This is a genomic window from Flavobacterium sp. GNP008, from assembly GCF_056428965.1.
In genome coordinates this window covers 1,390,477-1,409,183 of record NZ_JBWJVL010000001.1, presented here as the reverse complement: position 1 = coordinate 1,409,183, position 18,707 = coordinate 1,390,477, and the positions used below count along the sequence as shown (strand labels likewise).

Genomic DNA, 18,707 nt, shown 5'->3' with positions numbered 1-18,707 from the left:
ATCTAGTTAAACAAATTTTGTTATTTTTGGTAAAGTTATAATTCGTAATTCATAATTCATAATTTAAAAATGCCACTAACCATAATCAATTCGTTTGCCTCGTGGGTGCTAAAACAAAGAATCCATCAGATTGAACTTTTCTTAAAATACCCAAATGAGGTTCAGGAAGAATTGCTTATGCATTTAATTCAGTCATCCAAAAACTCTGTTTTAGGCAAACAATATGAGTATGCTTCAATACATTCCTACGCTACTTTTGCAGAGAGAATCCCAATTTCAACTTACGAAGAATTACAACCGCTCATTGAACGAACCCGTAAAGGAGAGCAGAACGTTTTTTGGGAAACCCCTATAAAATGGTTTGCCAAATCAAGCGGAACGACAAACGCTAAAAGTAAATTTATTCCGGTTAGTAATGAAGCACTGGAAGACTGCCATTACAAAGGAAGTAAAGATTTACTGTGTTTGTATTTAAATAACAATGAGGATTCCGAACTTTTTCTTGGGAAAAGCCTACGTCTAGGTGGAAGCTCGCAAATCTATGAAGACAACAATACGTTCTTTGGGGATTTATCAGCCATATTAATTGAAAACATGCCTATTTGGGCGGAGTTTAGCAGCACTCCGAGCAACAAAATTTCACTAATGGGTGAATGGGAAACAAAAATCGCAGCCATTATAAACGAAACAAAAAATGAAAATGTAACTAGTTTTGCTGGAGTTCCTTCCTGGATGTTGGTTTTAATGAATAAAATGCTGGAAGAAACCGGAAAGGGAAATTTATTTGAACTTTGGCCTAACTTGGAAGTCTACTTTCACGGAGGCGTCAATTTTGAACCGTACCGAGAGCAATACAAAAAAATACTACCGAAAAAAGAGTTTAAATATTACGAAATATACAACGCCTCCGAAGGCTTTTTTGCTATTCAGGATTTAAATCATTCCAGTGATTTGTTATTGATGCTGGATTACGGCATTTTCTATGAATTTATTCCAATGGATACTTTTGGGACACCGGATCAAAAAACGATTCGATTAGCAGATGTGGAACTTTGCAAAAATTATGCTTTAGTAATTACCACCAATTCCGGCTTATGGCGTTATTTGATAGGCGATACCGTTCGTTTCACCTCATTGAATCCCTATCGGATTCGGGTTACGGGAAGAACCAAGCATCACATTAATGTTTTTGGCGAAGAATTGATGGTTGAAAATACGGATCAGGCTATTGCCAAAGCGTGTAAACTAACCCAAACAGAAGTAGTTGATTACACCGTGGCGCCTATATTTATGGAAGGCAAAGAAAAAGGTGCCCATGAATGGATGATCGAGTTCAAAAACAATCCTGCTGATGTATCGCAATTCCAGAAAGCATTGGATGAATCCATACAATCTTTAAACTCCGATTATGAAGCAAAGCGCTACAACAACATGACATTAAATCCGTTAGTAATAAATGTAGCACGAAAAAATTTGTTTTACGATTGGTTAAAATGCAAGGACAAATTGGGTGGGCAACATAAAATACCAAGATTATCCAACCAAAGGGATTATCTGGAACAACTCAAAAGCATGCAGTTTCAAACCGTATAAAAAACGAGAAGATGAAAAATACCTTCTACATCTTGACAATACTTTTTTTCTTGAGTTCCTGCGGACCGCACAGAATGCGTTGTGGCGCCAGGGGAATATGTAAATCTCCCGAAAAACAAACACAGGAAAAACCTGAAAAAGCGTTTACCGTTAAAGCATAAAAAAGGCTGTCCAAAAATCACTTTTTTGAACAGCCTCTTTTTATGATTATTACAGTCTTTTTATTCCTCCTCCATCATATCAATATGCCTGTCGTGGTACCCTAAAAGATACAAAACACCGTCAAGACCCAGACTGGAGATAGAACTTTCTGCCTTTTCTTTTACCGTAGGTTTGGCATGAAAAGCAATCCCTAAACCTGCCAAATTCAACATCGGCAAATCATTGGCACCATCACCCACTGCAATAGTTTGGTTGATGTGTATGCCTTCTTTATCGGCAATGGCTTGCAAATATTCAGCTTTCTTTTGACCATCGACAATCTCGCCTATATAGTTGCCCGTTAATTTACCGTCTTTAATTTCCAATTCATTGGCGTGAACATAATCAATTCCTAATTCCTTTTGCAGGTATTTTCCAAAAAAGGTAAAGCCTCCGGATAAAATAGCCGTTTTATAGCCATAATATTTCAAGGCCTTCATCAATCGATGTGCTCCTTTGGTTATAGGCAGATTTTCAGCAACGGTTTGTAGCACCTCTTCACTCAAACCTTCTAACAAAGCCATGCGTTGTTGGAAGCTTTCGCTGAAATCAATTTCGCCATTCATCGCTGCTTCTGTAATGGCTCTCACTTGTTCTCCCACACCAGCTAATTCAGCCAATTCATCAATTACTTCGGTTTGAATCAAGGTCGAATCCATATCAAAACACACCAAGCGTCTATTTCTTCGGTACATATTATCTTCTTGAAACGAAATATCCACATCTAACGTTCTGGAAATTTCCATAAAACTGGCCGTCATAAACGTTTTATCGACAATGGTTCCCGTAACCGATAATTGTATACAAGAACGCGGAAATTCTTCTTTTTCAATAATAGAAACCCTACCCGTTAATCTTTTGATTGCATCAATATTTAAATTTTGGTTGGACAAAATTCTAGTCACAGCCGCCAATTGAACAGCCGTTAGTGTTTCTCCCAAAACATTTATGGTATAGCGTTGTTTGCGTTGTGCTTTTACCCAAATTTCGTAGTCCGCAATCGAGATTGGAATAAACTTAACTTTAACACCTAATTCATAGGCTTTGAATAATAAATCTTTTAAAACAGGTCCAGAGGAAGAACCCGCTTTTATTTCAAATAAAATACCTAAAGAAAGGGTATCATGAATATCTGCCTGTCCAATATCTAGAATAATGGCATCATAATTCGCCAAAATGGAGGTTAAACCTGCTGTTACTCCTGGTTTGTCCTGACCCGAAACTTTTAATAAAATAACCTCAATCTCTTCTATTTGCATTTTATAATTGTTTGATTTAGCATGCGCAAAAATCGTCAATCTGAAGTTGATAAAAAAAAATAACTTTCCTTTTTGCGAACAATAACAAATTCTGTAAATTACCTATAAAAAAACCTGTCCAAATGAATAAACAGGTTTACATTTATGAGAAAAATGCAATCTACTAGCAATCCATAATTTGTTTTAAAACTACTTAATTTTCGGTTTCATCAAAATTCACCATCCAATTGATGCCAAATTTATCCATAAACATTCCAAAGTAAGCACCCCAAAAAGTTTGATTCATTGGCATGGACACATTTCCTCCAGCCGAAAGTCCATTAAACAAGGTATCGGCTTCTTTTTTACTCACAGTATTGATAGAAATCGAAACATTTTGTCCAAAAATCACTTCTCCACTCGCTAAATTACTATCACTTCCCATCAGTAAAGATGTATCACCTATGGGCAATGTTATATGCATGATCTTATCCCCGTCTTCCTCAGAAAGCGCGGGATTACCTTCTGCTGGAGGCATTTCATTGAACTTCCCGATATAGGGAAATTCTCCACCAAATACAGACTGATAAAACAGAAATGCTTCTTCGCAATTTCCATTAAAAACTAAATAAGGGTTTATTGATGCCATAATCTTAATTTTAATAATTAATAGTCTACCCCGCTTCTGAAATTTTTTTCACCATATCTAACCCTTTTGGAAATGTAGTTTTGAAATAATCTACATACTTTTCGACTGCATCCATTTTAGCTACTAAAACAGTCAATCCATTATCTTCAATCAATTGATACGTTTCCATAGAACCCGTCCATTCCCGGGTTTTAGCATCAACAGGCATTTCTACAAAATTCTTTAACTCGCTTATGTGCTTGAAAGCCATGTATTCATTTGGTATTTTCTTATAGATAATACTGTTCATTCCATCCCCATTGGGAGATAAAAAATGAATTTTACTGCCTTCTTTCCAATCACTTACAGCATACGTCCCTTCACAAAAAACGGATGTCCATTGCTTGTATGTTTCTTCCTTCCATAAAACGTCCCAAACTTTTTCTTTTGGAGCCTTTATCTCGATTTTGAATTCCAGTGTTGTCATTTTGTACTTTTTATTACGTTAAAATTCTATTTTGGTACTTTACTAAAATCCATATACAGCATATTCCAACGATGTCCATCTAAGTCTGCAAAGCCACAGCCATACATCCATCCTTGAATTTCGGCAGGTTTGGCAAAAAGGGTACCTCCAGCTTCTTCTACTTTCTTTGCGAATGCATCCACTTCTTCTTTACTTACTGCATCAATTGAAATTAATAGTTCGGAACTTGATTGGGTATCGGTACTTTTATTTTGTACAAAATCTTCAAAAACTGACGCCTCAAAAAGCATGACCGCAAAATGAGTAGCTCCAACAGACAGACATGTTGAATGCGGAGTGGCGTATTGCTCATTAAAAGAAAAACCTATTTTAGCGAAAAAAACTTTTGATTTTTCCACCTCTCTTACTGGTAAATTAAGCCATATTTGCTTTATCATTTCGTTTTTTTTAAGGGATTGAATTTTAAATATGCTTTTACGTTATCCAAAATTGCTTGTCAATCTTGTTGTTATAGTGCGTACCTTTTTTTAAAATTTACCATCATAAATTTACAAAATATTTAAAATCAATTACATACAAATAATAAAAATTATAATTTAAAAAAAATAGCTAAAAAAAATCAATAAAAAAACCTGTTCATTTGAATGAACAGGTTTAGTATTATCCTGTGTCTAAGTCTAAAACTTTGACACCGTTATTTTTCTTAAAACTTTAAGATGCTATTTCCAAACGCTTCAATAAATTCTTATTCAACGTCTCTTTTGCATAATCCACGTCAATTTCTAATGTTTTAGTATCAGAACTTGGTAATTCATACATTGCATCGGTTAAGATGGCTTCACATAAGGAACGCAATCCACGAGCTCCTAATTTATATTCTAATGCTTTATCAACAATAAAATCCAAAGCTTCATTTGTAATGGTGAATTCTACGTCATCCATTAGAAACAATTTCTCATATTGCTTGATTAACGCATTTTTAGGCTGCGTCAAAATAGCACGCAAGGTTTCTCTGTCTAAAGGATCCATGTGTGTCAATACGGGCAAACGACCAATAATCTCCGGAATCAATCCAAAATCTTTGATATCTTTTGGAATAATGTATTGCAACAAATTGTCTTTGTCGATGTTATCCACATTTTTAGAAGTAGAATAACCCACGGCTTGACGGTTCAATCGTTTCGAAATAATTCTTTCAATTCCATCAAAAGCACCACCGGCGATAAACAAAATATTTTGTGTATTGACCTCAACAAATTTTTGGTCCGGGTGTTTGCGTCCTCCTTTAGGTGGCACATTCACAACGGTTCCTTCCAATAATTTCAATAATGCTTGTTGTACCCCTTCACCCGAAACGTCACGCGTAATAGACGGATTGTCACTTTTACGTGCAATTTTATCTATCTCGTCAATGAATACAATGCCGCGTTCTGCTTTCGCAACGTCATAATCAGCGGCTTGCAAAAGACGTGTCAAAATACTTTCGACATCTTCCCCAACATAACCTGCTTCTGTAAGAACCGTCGCATCAACAATAGCCAACGGCACATCTAACATTTTTGCAATGGTTTTAGCCACTAATGTTTTTCCTGTTCCTGTTTGTCCCACCATAATGATGTTACTTTTTTCAATCTCAACCTCATCGTCCAGTTGCTGTTGCATCAAACGCTTGTAGTGATTGTAAACTGCAACTGACATCACCTTTTTAGTTTGGTCCTGTCCAATTACATATTGATCCAAGAACGCCCTGATTTCTTTTGGTTTTTTCAAAATCAAATCTCCAACCAGTTTTGAACTTCCGCCAGATTTTAATTCCTCCAAAACAATTCCGTGTGCTTGTTCGATACATTTATCACAAATATGTGCATTGATACCTGCAATCAACAAATTGGTTTCCGGTTTTTTTCTTCCACAAAACGAACACTCTAATACTACTTTTGCCATTCTTTTAGTCTAATGTCATAAAGTTAAAAGTCCTAAAGTCTCTGCTATGCTTTTGACTTACGGACTTTTGACTCTCGACTAATAATTTATCCTCTTATTAAAACTTCATCAATCATTCCGTATGCTTTTGCTTCTTCGGCAATCATCCAATAGTCACGCTCACTATCTGTATGAACCTTATCGAAAGTTTGTCCAGAATGATGCGAGATAATTTTGTATAACTCATCTTTCAGTTTCAACATTTCGCGTAAGTTGATTTCCATATCTGTAGCCACTCCTTGCGCCCCACCTGATGGTTGGTGAATCATTACTCGTGAATGTGGCAATGCCGAACGTTTTCCTGCAGCACCTGCACACAACAGCACTGCTCCCATAGAAGCTGCCATTCCGGTACAAATTGTCGCTACATCTGGTTTGATGTATTGCATCGTGTCATAAATCCCCAATCCAGCGTAAACGCTTCCTCCCGGAGAATTCAAATAAATCTGAATGTCCTTTGAAGCATCGGCACTTTCCAGGAACAACAACTGTGCTTGAACAATGTTTGCAATTTGGTCATCGATTCCTGTACCCAAGAATATAATTCGGTCCATCATCAGCCTGGAAAAAACATCTAATTGTGAAATATTCAACTGACGTTCTTCAATGATATAGGGAGTCATGTTTTTAGGAGTCATTGCACCTACGATTTTATCGTAGTACATCGAATTTACCCCGTGGTCCTTTGTAGCAAATTTTTTAAATTCTTTACCGTAGTTCATATTTTTTTGTTCTAAGTTTTACGTAATATCTTGTGTTTCCCTTTAATGCAAAGGTCATACCTATTTACAAATGATGTCAATATGTCTTATTTTTAGCCCAGATGGGAGTAAAAGCTTTTTGAATTCTGTTTTTTAGTTTTTTTATTCTTGCAAAGCGACTAAAAAAAGCGCTTACAGGAATTTAAAAAACTGAAACAGAAAAAAAACTTGTACCGTACAGCTAGATTAGCTCCCGCAACTAATTGAAACAAAAGAGCGCCAAAAAATATTTTTTCTGACGCTCAAATATACCTATTTTTTATTGTTTACTATCTGTAATCAAATCATAAAAATTTAATAATCTCTGGTGCTCTTAGGGCTTTTGACTTTCAACTTTACGACAGTACAGACACCTATTTATTCTCCGTATGAAGCAGCAATAAATTCGTCGTACGTTACTTCTTTAGTAGTAGGATTTGCTTTCTCTTTGAACAATTCTAATAATTTCTCCGCAACAACTTGGTCCGAAAGTCTTTTTACTTCGTCTTGGTTAGACAAAACTCTAGCCACAATTCCTTGAACTTCTTCGTCAGTAGGATTGGTTTGCCCGAATTGCGCCATTTGTTGACGAATATTTTTTGTAGTGAATGTTTTCAAGTCTTCAAAAGTGATTTTGATATCAGATTGAGCCATTGCTCTACCTTCGATCAATTGAAAACGCAATCCTTTTTCAGAACGTACATATTCTACTTCAGCTTCTTCAGGTGACAATTTTTTCTCTCCAACCGTTTGCAACCATTTTTTAAGGAATCCAGAAGGCAAATCAAATTTTGTGCTTTCAATTAAGAATTCTGTAACATCACCTAATAATTTTTGATCCGCTTGTTGTGCAAATTGAATTTCAGCATCTTCTTTGATTTTTGCTTTCAATTCTTCTAGTGAAGAAACCGTTCCTGCTCCAAACAATTTGTCAAACAATTCTTGGTTCAATTCCGCCAATTCAGCAGTGTTGATTGCTTCGATTGTGAAGTTTACATCAACATCTAAACCGTGAACGTCATCATGACTTACTTTCATTACGTCCATCAATTGGTGGTCGTCTCCAAATAAACCTTTAGTGTTAACCGTCACTACATCTCCTACTCTTTTACCAATGAATAAATCAAAAGTCGCTTTGTCTTTGAAAAGATCAGCAGCAATAGTGGTAGCGTTATTAATTCCTTTTTCTTCGTTAGTGAATGTTCCTGTTACATCTGAATCTGCAGCAACAACTTCTTGAGGAATTGCAGTTCCAAATTGTTTTTGAATACGTTCTACCTGACCTTCAATCATTTTATCATCCGCTGAAACCACATATTTCACGATGTCGTTTTTAGCATCTAAGTCTAAAGTGAAGTTTGGAACCAATCCAATTTCATATTCAAAAACCAATTCTTCAGCATCCCAAGAAAAATCTTCGTTTACTTTAGGAAGTGGCGTTCCAAGAAGGTTTAATCTTTCTGATTGTACGAAACGCTCTAAAGCCAAATCAACCACTTTTTGAACTTCTTCTTGTTTAATCCCTTTACCGTATTGTTTTTCAACAAGATCTTTAGGCACCGCTCCTTTTCTAAATCCCTTAACTGTTGCCAAAGGCATTTTTTCGTTTATTCTTTTTGCTACTTGTCCTTTGTAATCCATGTGAACAACAGTCATTACAATTGTTTCATTCACAGCGTCTATTGCTACTCTTTTGATATCCATCTTCTTCTTTAATTTACATAATAAAATTGGACTGCAAAATTATAAAATTTTTCCAACCCAAACAAGCTTTTTAGTGCGAACCTTCAGGATTGAATTTTAGGCAATTATTTGACAAAATCACGGGTCTGAAAAGGAAAATAATTTGGGCGTGTCCCTCCGTAAAAACTACGGGTCAGGCTGTACGTTCCCGCTTTTTATCGCCTGCCAAAAAAAGGCAGCCCCTAAAAGAGCTCCACTGCCATCCTTCACGCGGGTCGAAGTATGCAACAATAAAAACCTCTGCGTTAAATTTGTAATAATTTATTTATATATTTGAAATTGAATAAAACGACAAAAAGTAGCGACTATTTACCCAATTTTAGCAGAAATTTTTAGAAATAATAAACATTCAACATATGAATTACTTTTCAAATGAAAGTTTTGAGGAAGAAGAAAGAAGAAACATTGCTTTTCAACTGGTTAATGCACTTCGAGAAGTTGTAAGTATTTCTTCAAAACTTGATCAACCAATAACCTATGAACAAACACTTGACTTGGTTGAGGACATTAATCCCGAAATATATCAATCTGTCACCAAATTAATGGATAGAAAGAATGAAAGTGAATGGGTTAAATTTTATAAAGATTTAGCGGAAACAAAATCAACCGCGGAGCAAATATTAGATCCTGTTGATTTAATAAAAAAAGATTTAGAAGAATTAAAAAGTTTAACACTAAACAAAAATAATAAAAGGACGTTACAAAGAAGAATTAGAGATTATGAAAATGCACTTGAATATTTTCAACCTAGAAAAGTATCCGAACATAAAACACTTAATCGTGATATTTATTTAGCCGAAAGAAATGATCTTGGAGTAAAAAACAAAATTTATGAAAATGAGGAATTTATAGATTACAAATTAGACAATAATAATATTTTAAGGCTCCGATTATTGCATCCCGATAATGCTGAAAATATCATTGGAGCTGACTTAATTTACGAACATCTTGATACTAAAAGTGGGCATGTTAGGTTTTTACATATGCAATATAAAACATGGGACAATAAAAGTCTCAATTTCAAAATGGGTAGTTTAGACGCTCAAATTGAAAAACTTCATAAAAACATTTGCCAAGCTGGTTTTTGCAATAATAATGACGGAACAAGAAATTTAAAAAATTATCGTCTACCCCATTGTTGTGCATTTTTAAGACCTACAAGTAAACTACAATCTGCCGACAGCAAAATGGTAAGTACTGGTTTGCATATTCCTGTTTGCGAGGTTAAGCAAATAATGCAAACATATAAATCCTTAACTAAAGTCAATGTGAAAGGAAAAAATGTTTCTTATAAAATTTTTGATGAACTTTTTAATTCTAGAATGATTGGTTCTAGATGGCTAACTTACGAGGAGCATACAAAATTTTATGAAGAAAGAAATCTATTAGACGTGAATCATATAATAAGGCTGCATGCCCAAGAAATTATAACGTAATAAAACTTCTGCCAACAGCGAGATTGCGAATTTAAAATCCCCCCCGCTAGCGCGAGCGTCCCGCTCGTGACCGCTAACAAGAGCAAGAAGAACAAAAAATAAATCTAAAAAATAAATTCTTAAGAGACACGAGCGGGACGCTCGCGCTAGCGCAAGCGAACCAAATTTAGACATAAATCTTAAATCTCCAGCTAGCGTTAGCGTCACGCATGAGACCGCTAACAAGAGAATGGAAAACATGCAACTAAATCTAAATTTTCTACTTCTAAAAAAACTAGAAATATATATTTACTTTTAATTGACAATTAGATTAAATACAAGCAAATCTATGAGCACAAAATATAAATTTGGAGAAAGTACAGGAGCTTATTTTGTAAGCTTTGCCACAGTAAACTGGATAGATGTTTTTACAAGGGATGCATATTGTGGGAATATTATAGAATCATTGGACTTTTGCAGAAAAAATAAGGCAATGGAAATTTATGGGTATTGCATTATGCCAAGCCATGTTCATTTACTATTTCGTTCCGGAAATGGCAATCCATCAGGATTAATGCGAGATTTCAAAGGATTTACATCAAAAAAAATGCTTCAAACAATCGAAGAAAACACTCAAGAAAGCAGAAGAGAATGGATGCTTTGGATGATGGAACGAGCAGGAAAAAAGAACAGTAATGTAAAGCATAGACAATTTTGGCAACAGGATAATCATGCAACAGAAATTTGGTCGTTAAAGGTTTTTGAACAAAAACTTAATTATATACATAACAATCCCGTAGAATCTGGTTTTGTAACTGATCCAATAGATTGGAAATATAGTAGTGCCAGAAATTACGGAAATAATGATCAAACGATTATAGAAATAGATTTGAATTGATTTTGGTAGTGGGCACGAGCGGGACGCTCGCGCTAGCGGCGCTTCAACAAAAGCAGAAAAAAAATATTAATCTAAAAAATATTAAATAATGAAAAGCGATTAGTTGAACTGTGCAGCCACATATTCAATTAAACTTTCATCATCCATTTTATTAGAAGTACTTTCTTTAGTCTCAACATTTTTATATTGTGGAGTCTCATTCAAATATTTAATAAATTGTTCTTGAGCAGTACCAGTTCCTGTCACATGCAATTCATCAACATTTTGCATATGAGTAGTAATGTTTTTGAATAGTTTATGAAGTAAATCTCTTTCAGCATTGTTTGCTGCATTTTCGCTTGAATTACGACCTTGTCCGTCAGCTTTTTCATGACCTAATATTACGAACTCACCTGAATCTATATTTTCTCTTCCTACAATAGTTGCATGATGTGAATCCATCCAGACACCAAATTGTTTTTTGTTTTTTTCTGACATTATTATATGTTTTTATATTAATACTTGTTTCTCATCCTAGCATAATTCCTAATTATTTAAACTCTTTTTAAGGTTGTTCCTACTGCCAAAACAAAGAATCTAAGAAGCAAAAATAATCCAATACATTTGCAAAACGTAATATAATTTTCACTAATAATTTCATAATTCACACATTTCCAATAAACAAGATCCGCAATTGTCTCTTTGCACGCACAATAATGATCTAATAATAACGTGAAGGTAAAGTGTTAAAGACCTATTCTTTGGACAAAAAAGAAAAGTCATGCTGATTATGAATGCCATTATGAATGGAATATCAAACGGAATAAACGTGTGAGCTTATACCATTAACGGAACAACATAAAAAAGATTGACTTGATCGCAAATATGTTGCACTATTGCCGATTGCTTAGATTTACAATCCAGTCTCTTTTTATAAAAAACTAATTACAATCTAAATCAGCTATATTTACTTTATAATTAGAGGGAAACAACCCCGTTTGCCGGTTTTTAGGAAAACTGACGTTCAGTACTGGAAAATCTTACAACGGACAGAGAAAATAGTATAGAGATATGAAAAAAATAATTTTAGTAGCAGGGGCAACAGGTAATTTAGGACTAAAAATAGTAAAGGCTTTACTAAATAAAGATGCTGAAATACGTGTTATAGTTCGTTCGAACACTAACGTTGAAAAAATAAAAATACTTGAAAATTTAGGTATTAAAATCTTTACGGTAAATAGTTGGAATTTTGAAGAACTAAAAAATTCTTGTGATGGTGTTTCCTGCGTAGTTTCCGCTTTAGCCGGACTGCGTGAAGTGGTCATAGATGCCCAAAAAAAATTGTTAGATGCCGCCATAGCAGCGGGCGTCCCTCGTTTTATTCCATCAGACTATTCATTAGATTTCACCAAGTTCTCCTATGGTGAAAACAGGAACTTAGATTTAAGACGTGAATTTCACGAATACCTTGATAAAACTTCCATTACTGCAACTTCCATTTTTAACGGAGCTTTTACTGAATTGCTAATCGATGAAATGCCTATGATTCTCTTTAAGCAGAAAATGATTCTATATTGGGGCAATACTGATTACAAATTGGGCTTTACCACAATGGACAATACAGCAGAATTCACTGCAAATGTGGCTCTTGACTCAAACACTCCCCGTTACCTTAGAATTGCAGGCGACCTAATAAGTCCGCGCGAATTAAAAGTAGTAGCTAGTGAGGTAACAGGTCAAAAATTTCACTTATTTAGACCTGGTGGAAAAAAGCTTCTTGCTATACTTATAAAAATTGCTCGAAAATTAGCACCAGGAAAAAAAGAGCTTTATCCTGCTTGGCAAGGAATGCAATACATGCACAATATGATAGATGAGCGTTCAAAAATAGCAAAGCTTGATAATAACCGTTATCCTGAAGTACAGTGGACAACGGTAAAAGATTTTCTATTCAAACATAAAGTATAGACAAGTTCTTACTCCATTGCAACGTTAAGCCATTTAGCAAATAAAAAATCGATTACTGTTACAAGAAGATTTACTACAGTCCGAGTTTCGTGCTCATAATAATGAACAAATAACAACGGGAGTATAATGTATTAACAGGAAACAGTATTGGTTACAATATAAGGAGACATTATACAGGTTACTAAAATCTTGAATTGCGTATCCTGATCTCAGGGTTCTACTCTATATTTCTGGAAGCTGAAGTATTCGATTAATTCATAAAATTCTCAAAAGAACAGCCCAAACCAATGCTAAAAAAAGCCTCGAAAAATAATTTTCGAGGCTTTTTAAGATTGTTATTTAAAATTGTAGCCCGTAGCGGAATCGAACCGCTCTTACATGGATGAAAACCATGCGTCCTAACCGATAGACGAACGGGCCCCGTTTTTCTATTTCGGGTGTAAAATTAGCACTATTTTTGAAATGCACAAACCCAAAATCAAAAACCTTCCAATAAAAACAGTCGGCAATGAACTTGAAAATTATAATCAATTGATCATTAAAACCTAACAAAAATAAGTGTACTTAATTTAAAGAAAGTTTTTTTTAGAATTAACTTAATAATTCAAACTCAATCCAAAACCCATTCCCATATCACTGTCATAATGCGTAGTAATTCCAAAATTTCTTTTTACAATATAACGCAAACCTGCCATGTATTCTTTGTCCGTATTCCACATTAAATTCATGCGTAATCTTTTGGAAACCGGAATATCCATGCGTTCAAATTGCAACCTAAAATTCCCGTCGGTATAGACTTCGGCTTGTGCTTTGATGAGCATGGGCAAGGTATATTCGACTCCGGCACTAAAAACGGCACGATTGTCTTTGGTATTCGTTTGTCCAAAAAGATTTTCTTCCGTTGCTCCCATTTCCATTTTTCGATACCTCCAGTCAAAACCAATGAACGGCATCAGCCATTGCATTTTCCCAATGTAACGCCCAATGTGCGTTTCGGTTTCATATCCGTGATGATTTTTATACCCCAAACGCCATTCGGTACCAATACTCCAACGCGTGTTTTGAATCATCAGCATTCCATCGTTTCCATTGGTGGCAAAATCATTTTCGGCCATCACATGAAAAGCTCTGTCATCAGCGAATAATTTTCGTTGCGCTAATTTTGGATTTGGAATCAAAGGATTAGGCTCTTGATTTTCATAACTAAAAACCCTTCCCATTCCCGCCATCATGTGATAGAGAATGTGACAATGAAAAAACCAATCGCCTTTGACATTTGCATTAAACTCAATCGTATCAGTTTCCATCGGCATAATGTCAATTATGTTTTTCATCGGAGCAAACTCTTCCTGACCATTCAGGACTCTAAAATCATGTCCGTGTAAATGCATCGGGTGGCGCATCATGGAGCCATTGAAGAGTACAATTCGAACGTTCTCCCCTTTTTTAATTAGAATTTTATCGGCTTCCGAAACTACTTTATTGTCCAGACTCCACACGTAGCGATTCATATTTCCAGACAATTCAAACCGCAATTCTTTTACGAGTGCGTCTTTGGGCAAAGTTGTTTTAGTAGGTGATTTCAGCATGGCATAATTCAAAGTAGTAATGTCAGATAGCGCATTACTATTATAATCATCTTCCGTCATTTTCATATTATCCATCTTTGGAGCGGTTTCCGCCATTTTCATTTTTCCCATATCATGAGACGAATGATCCATCTCTACTTCTTGTTGTGCTTCTTCTTTAGAATCTATAGGCCCCGTGATTTCAGGATACATCACTACATTCATGTCCATTTGATTCAGCGACATTTTCATGCCCATATCATCTAAATCGCCATTCATTTTCATCATGCCGTTCATCATTTTCATCCCTTCAAAATATTTTAATTTTGGCAATGGCGAAATCAATTGTTTCACACCGTCCCCAACATACAACGAAGCGGATTTTGTCCGATCTTCAGAGGTGACTAAAAATTCAAAAGCGGTCTTCTCAGCAGGAATAGTCACCACAACATCATAGGTTTCGGATACGGCAACAATCAAACGATCCACTTCAACTGGTTCCACATCGTTTCCATCACTGGCCACCACGGTTATTTTTCCACCGGCATACGTCAGCCAAAAATAGGTAGAGGCGCCGCCATTGGCAATCCGCAATCGCACTTTATCACCTGCTTTAAACTGCGAAAGTTGACTTTCATTTTTACCGTTAATTAGAAATTTATTGTAATACACATCGCTTACATCCATCGCATTCATTCGTTTCCATTCGTTGGCTACTTTGGTCTTAAAATGTCCCGCTTTAATGGCTTCTGCATAGCTTTGTGTAGTTCCTTTTTGAATTGCAAACCAATCGGTTGCGTTGTGTAACATCCGATGGACATTTTTTGGATTTAAGTCCGTCCATTCACTCAAAATGATTGGCACCGTTGGTAAATCATCAATTCCTGCTCTAAAAGTTGGATCTTCGTTTCTCTTATTCATCACAAAAGAACCATACATTCCTATTTGCTCCTGCAAACCCGTATGGCTGTGGTACCAATGGGTTCCATGTTGAATAATTGGGAACGTATATTTGTGTACCGTATGGGGTAAGATTGGCATTTGAGTCAAATTGGGCACACCATCTTCTTTATTAGGCAAAAACAATCCGTGCCAGTGCAACGAAGTCTCTTCATCCAACTCATTATGTACATAAATTTCGGCAATATCGCCTTCGGTGAATGTGAGCGTTGGCATCGGAATTTGTCCGTTTACCGCTATTGCTCTTTTAGGCGTATCGCCAAAAGTGACAATGGTATCGCGAACATATAAATCATACCGAACGGTTCTAGGCGGTGCATTTTTCGCTGTTCTTTTAACGGGCTCCGCTTTCACTGTGCTGCTGTCTATAGGTGTAGCCACATGATTTTTATGCGCATCATCACTTGCCGCTTTGGTTTGATTCACGCTGGTTCGCAACGGTATTTGCTTTTTAACAATTGCTTTTGGCGCTTGTTTTTTGGCAACTGCTTTTTTTACTGGTTTTGCTTTCTCTTTAATTAAATCCATCCCGCATTTGGGACATTTTCCAGGTTTATTCGCATGAATTTCTGGGTGCATCACACAAGTGTACGTTACAGGCTGTGTTTGAAAAATGGATGCTTTTCGGGAAATGGTAATTCTATTTTTATTTTCTGCTTTTGCAAAAGGAGAAATAAGCATCAGGAATACAAGTAGTAATATAGTACTTTTCATGTTTTTTTAATTTTCTAAGAAACGCTTAGCTATTTTAATTTAAAGTTTTAACCCACGCAATCGCAACGCATTCACAATTACGGAAACCGAACTGAAACTCATGGCCAAAGCCGCAATCATTGGCGAAAGCAACACCCCAAAAAAAGGATACAAAACACCTGCGGCGATTGGAATTCCCAACACATTATAGAAAAAGGCAAAGAATAAATTTTGTTTGATATTTCGCATTACCGCATGACTTAAATTTTTGGCTTTTACTATTCCTAGCAAATCGCCTTTCACCAACGTTATTTTTGCGCTTTCAATAGCGACATCCGTTCCGGTTCCCATGGCAATACCAATTTCGGCTTGCGCCAAAGCCGGAGCATCGTTAATTCCGTCACCTGCCATAGCCACAATTTTCCCTTCGGATTGCAATCGTTTAATTTCCTTGAGCTTGTCTTCTGGCAAACAACCCGCTTTAAACGAACTTAAATGCAATTGTGTCGCCACTGCTTTTGCCGTGTTTTCATTATCTCCGGTAAGCATAATGACCTCAACGCCCTGGCGCATCAATTCTTTTATCGCTTCAACACTTGTTGCTTTTATGGCATCGGTTATCGATACAAATCCCACCGCAATTCCGTCCACTGAAATATAAGAAACCGTTTTCCCCAGTTTTTGTTCGGCTGTGATTTGATTTTCCAGTTCTGCAGAAACCGTTGCATTCACTTGCTCCATCAATTTTTTATTTCCAAGAGCTACTTTTTTATTGGTAACTGTACCAATGACTCCTTTGCCGGAAATCGCTTCAAAATCCTTTACTTCGATTAATGCAACTTCTTTCGCTTTCGCAAAATTGACTACGGCTTGCGCCAAAGGATGTTCGCTGTACTGATTTAAGGAAGCAATACTTTGCAATAAAGAATCCTCGTCATTATTTATTGCAAATACTTTTTCAACGGAAGGTTTTCCTTCGGTGATTGTTCCTGTTTTATCGGTAATCAGCACATTTACTTTGTTCATATTTTCCAGCGCTTCGGCATTTTTTATCAAAACTCCGGATTGTGCGCCTTTACCAACACCAACCATCACCGACATGGGCGTGGCCAATCCCAAAGCGCACGGACAGGCAATGATCAATACGGCAATCGCATTAATAAATCCATAAACCAATGCGGGTTCCGGTCCAAATCGTGCCCAAACAAAAAAGGTGATTACCGATACAAAAACAACAATTGGCACAAAATATTTAGCAATTTTATCCGCTAATTTTTGGATGGGTGCTTTAGACCTACTGGCAGTATTCACCATTTGTACAATTTGTGAAAGCAAGGTTTCCGAACCAACTCGTTCGGCAATCATCACAAAGGATTTGTTTCCGTTGATTGTTCCTGAACTAATGCTATCGCCTATTTTTTTATCCACAGGAATGGGTTCGCCTGTAATCATCGATTCATCAATGGTACTTTCGCCGTCGGTAATTTTCCCATCCACCGGAATTTTATCTCCCGGTTTTACCCGCAACAAATCTCCTTTTTTGATGTCGTGAATGGAGATTATTGTATCAGCTCCGTCGATAACCAAAGTGGCTTCGGTAGGTGCTAATTTCAACAATTCTTTTATGGCGCCACTGGTTCGACTGTGCGCTCTGGCTTCTAATAACTGACCTAATAAAACCAAAGTTAATATGACTGTTGTTGCTTCAAAATAGAGTGAAACCGTTCCGTTATGGTTTTTAAACTCCTCAGGGAAAATCTCAGGGAAGAACATTCCGATTAAACTAAATAAGAACGCCACTCCTGTACCAATTCCGATTAGCGTAAACATATTGAGATTCCAAGTACTGATGGATTTCCAAGCGCGCTCAAAAAACATCCAGCACGCATACAAAACTACAGGAAGCGACAAAATGAGTTGTACCCAATTCCATTTTGAAGCATCCATCATTTTCAGTAATGGATTATTAGGAATCATATCTGACATGGCAATAATGAAAATAGGAACCGTAAAAACCACTGCTATTTTCATTTTATGCACCAAGTCTTTGTACACCTTATTTTCTTCAGAATCGGTAGGTTGCATTGGCACTAAATCCATTCCACAAATAGGGCAAGAACCGGGGCCTTCTTTGATTACTTCGGGATGCATGGGACACGTGTACATTGTTTTACTATTTGCCAATGCTGCTTCTTTGACCAAATCCATTCCGCAAACGGGGCAACTTCCTGGCTTATCATAGACTTTTTCGCCCTCACAATGCATTGGGCAATAGTATTTTCCTTGCGCATTACTGGGTACAGTTATTGTCGTTTTCTCTTGAGGTTTATCCGAACTGCAACATGATTTTTCGATTGGCTTTTCAGTTGTTTCATGAGAATCAACCCCATTATTCATTGCTATTGTATAATTTCCGGAGGCTGTCAATGCCTCTTGCAATTGAGCAGTGGGAATATGTTCATCCATTGTTATCGTTGCCATTGATAGATCCAAAGTAACTGTGGCTTGAATTCCATCGATAGCATTCAATGTTTTTTCGACTTTGGAACGACAACCGTCGCAAGACATTCCGATAATTGAATACGTATGTTTCATTTAACTGTGTATAAAACC

At 36.3% G+C, this 18,707-nt stretch carries 15 protein-coding genes and 1 tRNA gene; 5 read left to right on the top strand and 11 right to left on the bottom strand.

Annotation, left to right across the window (positions count from 1 at the left end; genetic code table 11):
- The first annotated feature begins 69 nt into the window (after positions 1-69).
- On the top strand, positions 70-1,593 hold the full coding sequence (locus AC0608_RS06265; protein ID WP_417989541.1) for a GH3 auxin-responsive promoter family protein: 1,524 nt from the start codon (positions 70-72) through the stop codon (positions 1,591-1,593).
- A gap of 11 nt (positions 1,594-1,604) precedes the next feature.
- On the top strand, positions 1,605-1,754 hold the full coding sequence (locus AC0608_RS06260; RefSeq protein WP_478288469.1) for a hypothetical protein: 150 nt from the start codon (positions 1,605-1,607) through the stop codon (positions 1,752-1,754).
- Positions 1,755-1,814: 60 nt separating this feature from the next.
- On the opposite strand, the gene serB is transcribed toward AC0608_RS06260, so the two are convergent.
- The 7 genes from serB to AC0608_RS06225 form a co-directional block, all read right to left on the bottom strand.
- A complete protein-coding gene (gene serB, locus AC0608_RS06255; protein ID WP_478288468.1) occupies positions 1,815-3,053 on the bottom strand; it encodes a phosphoserine phosphatase SerB in 1,239 nt (412 codons plus the stop codon).
- A gap of 193 nt (positions 3,054-3,246) precedes the next feature.
- Positions 3,247-3,681 (bottom strand): VOC family protein, encoded by a 435-nt coding sequence (locus tag AC0608_RS06250; RefSeq protein ID WP_478288467.1) that lies wholly within the window; start codon positions 3,679-3,681, stop codon positions 3,247-3,249.
- Positions 3,682-3,706: 25 nt separating this feature from the next.
- On the bottom strand, positions 3,707-4,147 hold the full coding sequence (locus AC0608_RS06245; protein WP_478288466.1) for an SRPBCC family protein: 441 nt from the start codon (positions 4,145-4,147) through the stop codon (positions 3,707-3,709).
- Between the two features lie 26 nt (positions 4,148-4,173).
- A complete protein-coding gene (locus AC0608_RS06240) occupies positions 4,174-4,584 on the bottom strand; it encodes a VOC family protein (RefSeq protein ID WP_417958619.1) in 411 nt (136 codons plus the stop codon).
- A 274-nt stretch (positions 4,585-4,858) separates the two neighbouring features.
- Positions 4,859-6,091 carry an ATP-dependent Clp protease ATP-binding subunit ClpX gene (gene clpX / locus AC0608_RS06235; RefSeq protein ID WP_131991663.1) on the bottom strand — a complete coding sequence of 411 codons (1,233 nt, stop codon included), beginning with the start codon at positions 6,089-6,091 and terminating at the stop codon, positions 4,859-4,861.
- An 86-nt stretch (positions 6,092-6,177) separates the two neighbouring features.
- Positions 6,178-6,852, bottom strand: coding sequence for an ATP-dependent Clp endopeptidase proteolytic subunit ClpP (gene clpP, locus AC0608_RS06230; RefSeq protein WP_073351820.1), 675 nt, complete (start codon positions 6,850-6,852; stop codon positions 6,178-6,180).
- 396 nt (positions 6,853-7,248) lie between these two features.
- Positions 7,249-8,574 carry a trigger factor gene (locus AC0608_RS06225; protein WP_478288465.1) on the bottom strand — a complete coding sequence of 442 codons (1,326 nt, stop codon included), beginning with the start codon at positions 8,572-8,574 and terminating at the stop codon, positions 7,249-7,251.
- Positions 8,575-8,969: 395 nt separating this feature from the next.
- On the opposite strand from AC0608_RS06225, the gene AC0608_RS06220 reads away from it, so the two are divergent.
- Complete coding sequence (locus AC0608_RS06220; protein ID WP_478288464.1) at positions 8,970-10,049, top strand: hypothetical protein; 1,080 nt, start codon at positions 8,970-8,972, stop codon at positions 10,047-10,049.
- Positions 10,050-10,377: 328 nt separating this feature from the next.
- Entirely contained in the window at positions 10,378-10,926 is a 549-nt protein-coding gene (locus AC0608_RS06215; RefSeq protein ID WP_478288463.1) for an REP-associated tyrosine transposase, read from the top strand.
- A 99-nt stretch (positions 10,927-11,025) separates the two neighbouring features.
- Here the strand turns inward: AC0608_RS06215 and AC0608_RS06210 are convergent, their stop codons facing one another.
- Positions 11,026-11,367: a hypothetical protein gene (locus AC0608_RS06210; RefSeq protein WP_478288462.1), complete on the bottom strand. Its 342-nt coding sequence runs from the start codon at positions 11,365-11,367 to the stop codon at positions 11,026-11,028.
- A 609-nt stretch (positions 11,368-11,976) separates the two neighbouring features.
- On the opposite strand from AC0608_RS06210, the gene AC0608_RS06205 reads away from it, so the two are divergent.
- On the top strand, positions 11,977-12,873 hold the full coding sequence (locus AC0608_RS06205; protein ID WP_478288461.1) for an NmrA family NAD(P)-binding protein: 897 nt from the start codon (positions 11,977-11,979) through the stop codon (positions 12,871-12,873).
- Positions 12,874-13,221: 348 nt separating this feature from the next.
- On the opposite strand, the gene AC0608_RS06200 is transcribed toward AC0608_RS06205, so the two are convergent.
- The 3 genes from AC0608_RS06200 to AC0608_RS06190 form a co-directional block, all read right to left on the bottom strand.
- A tRNA-Glu gene (locus AC0608_RS06200) sits at positions 13,222-13,293 on the bottom strand.
- A gap of 176 nt (positions 13,294-13,469) precedes the next feature.
- A complete protein-coding gene (locus AC0608_RS06195) occupies positions 13,470-16,115 on the bottom strand; it encodes a multicopper oxidase domain-containing protein (protein ID WP_478288460.1) in 2,646 nt (881 codons plus the stop codon).
- Positions 16,116-16,154: 39 nt separating this feature from the next.
- Entirely contained in the window at positions 16,155-18,689 is a 2,535-nt protein-coding gene (locus AC0608_RS06190; protein WP_478288459.1) for a heavy metal translocating P-type ATPase, read from the bottom strand.
- Between the last annotated feature and the right edge of the window lie 18 nt (positions 18,690-18,707).

Excerpts from the sequence above, each read along its gene's own strand:
- AC0608_RS06225 (WP_478288465.1), bottom strand. The coding sequence starts at position 8,574 with ATGGATATCAAAAGAGTAGCAATAGACGCTGTGAATGAAACAATTGTA.
- AC0608_RS06265 (WP_417989541.1), top strand. The coding sequence starts at position 70 with ATGCCACTAACCATAATCAATTCGTTTGCCTCGTGGGTGCTAAAACAA.
- AC0608_RS06220 (WP_478288464.1), top strand. The coding sequence starts at position 8,970 with ATGAATTACTTTTCAAATGAAAGTTTTGAGGAAGAAGAAAGAAGAAAC.
- AC0608_RS06240 (WP_417958619.1), bottom strand. The coding sequence starts at position 4,584 with ATGATAAAGCAAATATGGCTTAATTTACCAGTAAGAGAGGTGGAAAAA.
- serB (WP_478288468.1), bottom strand. The coding sequence starts at position 3,053 with ATGCAAATAGAAGAGATTGAGGTTATTTTATTAAAAGTTTCGGGTCAG.
- AC0608_RS06250 (WP_478288467.1), bottom strand. The coding sequence starts at position 3,681 with ATGGCATCAATAAACCCTTATTTAGTTTTTAATGGAAATTGCGAAGAA.
- clpP (WP_073351820.1), bottom strand. The coding sequence starts at position 6,852 with ATGAACTACGGTAAAGAATTTAAAAAATTTGCTACAAAGGACCACGGG.
- AC0608_RS06215 (WP_478288463.1), top strand. The coding sequence starts at position 10,378 with ATGAGCACAAAATATAAATTTGGAGAAAGTACAGGAGCTTATTTTGTA.
- clpX (WP_131991663.1), bottom strand. The coding sequence starts at position 6,091 with ATGGCAAAAGTAGTATTAGAGTGTTCGTTTTGTGGAAGAAAAAAACCG.
- AC0608_RS06260 (WP_478288469.1), top strand. The coding sequence starts at position 1,605 with ATGAAAAATACCTTCTACATCTTGACAATACTTTTTTTCTTGAGTTCC.
- AC0608_RS06195 (WP_478288460.1), bottom strand. The coding sequence starts at position 16,115 with ATGAAAAGTACTATATTACTACTTGTATTCCTGATGCTTATTTCTCCT.
- AC0608_RS06205 (WP_478288461.1), top strand. The coding sequence starts at position 11,977 with ATGAAAAAAATAATTTTAGTAGCAGGGGCAACAGGTAATTTAGGACTA.
- AC0608_RS06190 (WP_478288459.1), bottom strand. The coding sequence starts at position 18,689 with ATGAAACATACGTATTCAATTATCGGAATGTCTTGCGACGGTTGTCGT.
- AC0608_RS06245 (WP_478288466.1), bottom strand. The coding sequence starts at position 4,147 with ATGACAACACTGGAATTCAAAATCGAGATAAAGGCTCCAAAAGAAAAA.
- AC0608_RS06210 (WP_478288462.1), bottom strand. The coding sequence starts at position 11,367 with ATGGATTCACATCATGCAACTATTGTAGGAAGAGAAAATATAGATTCA.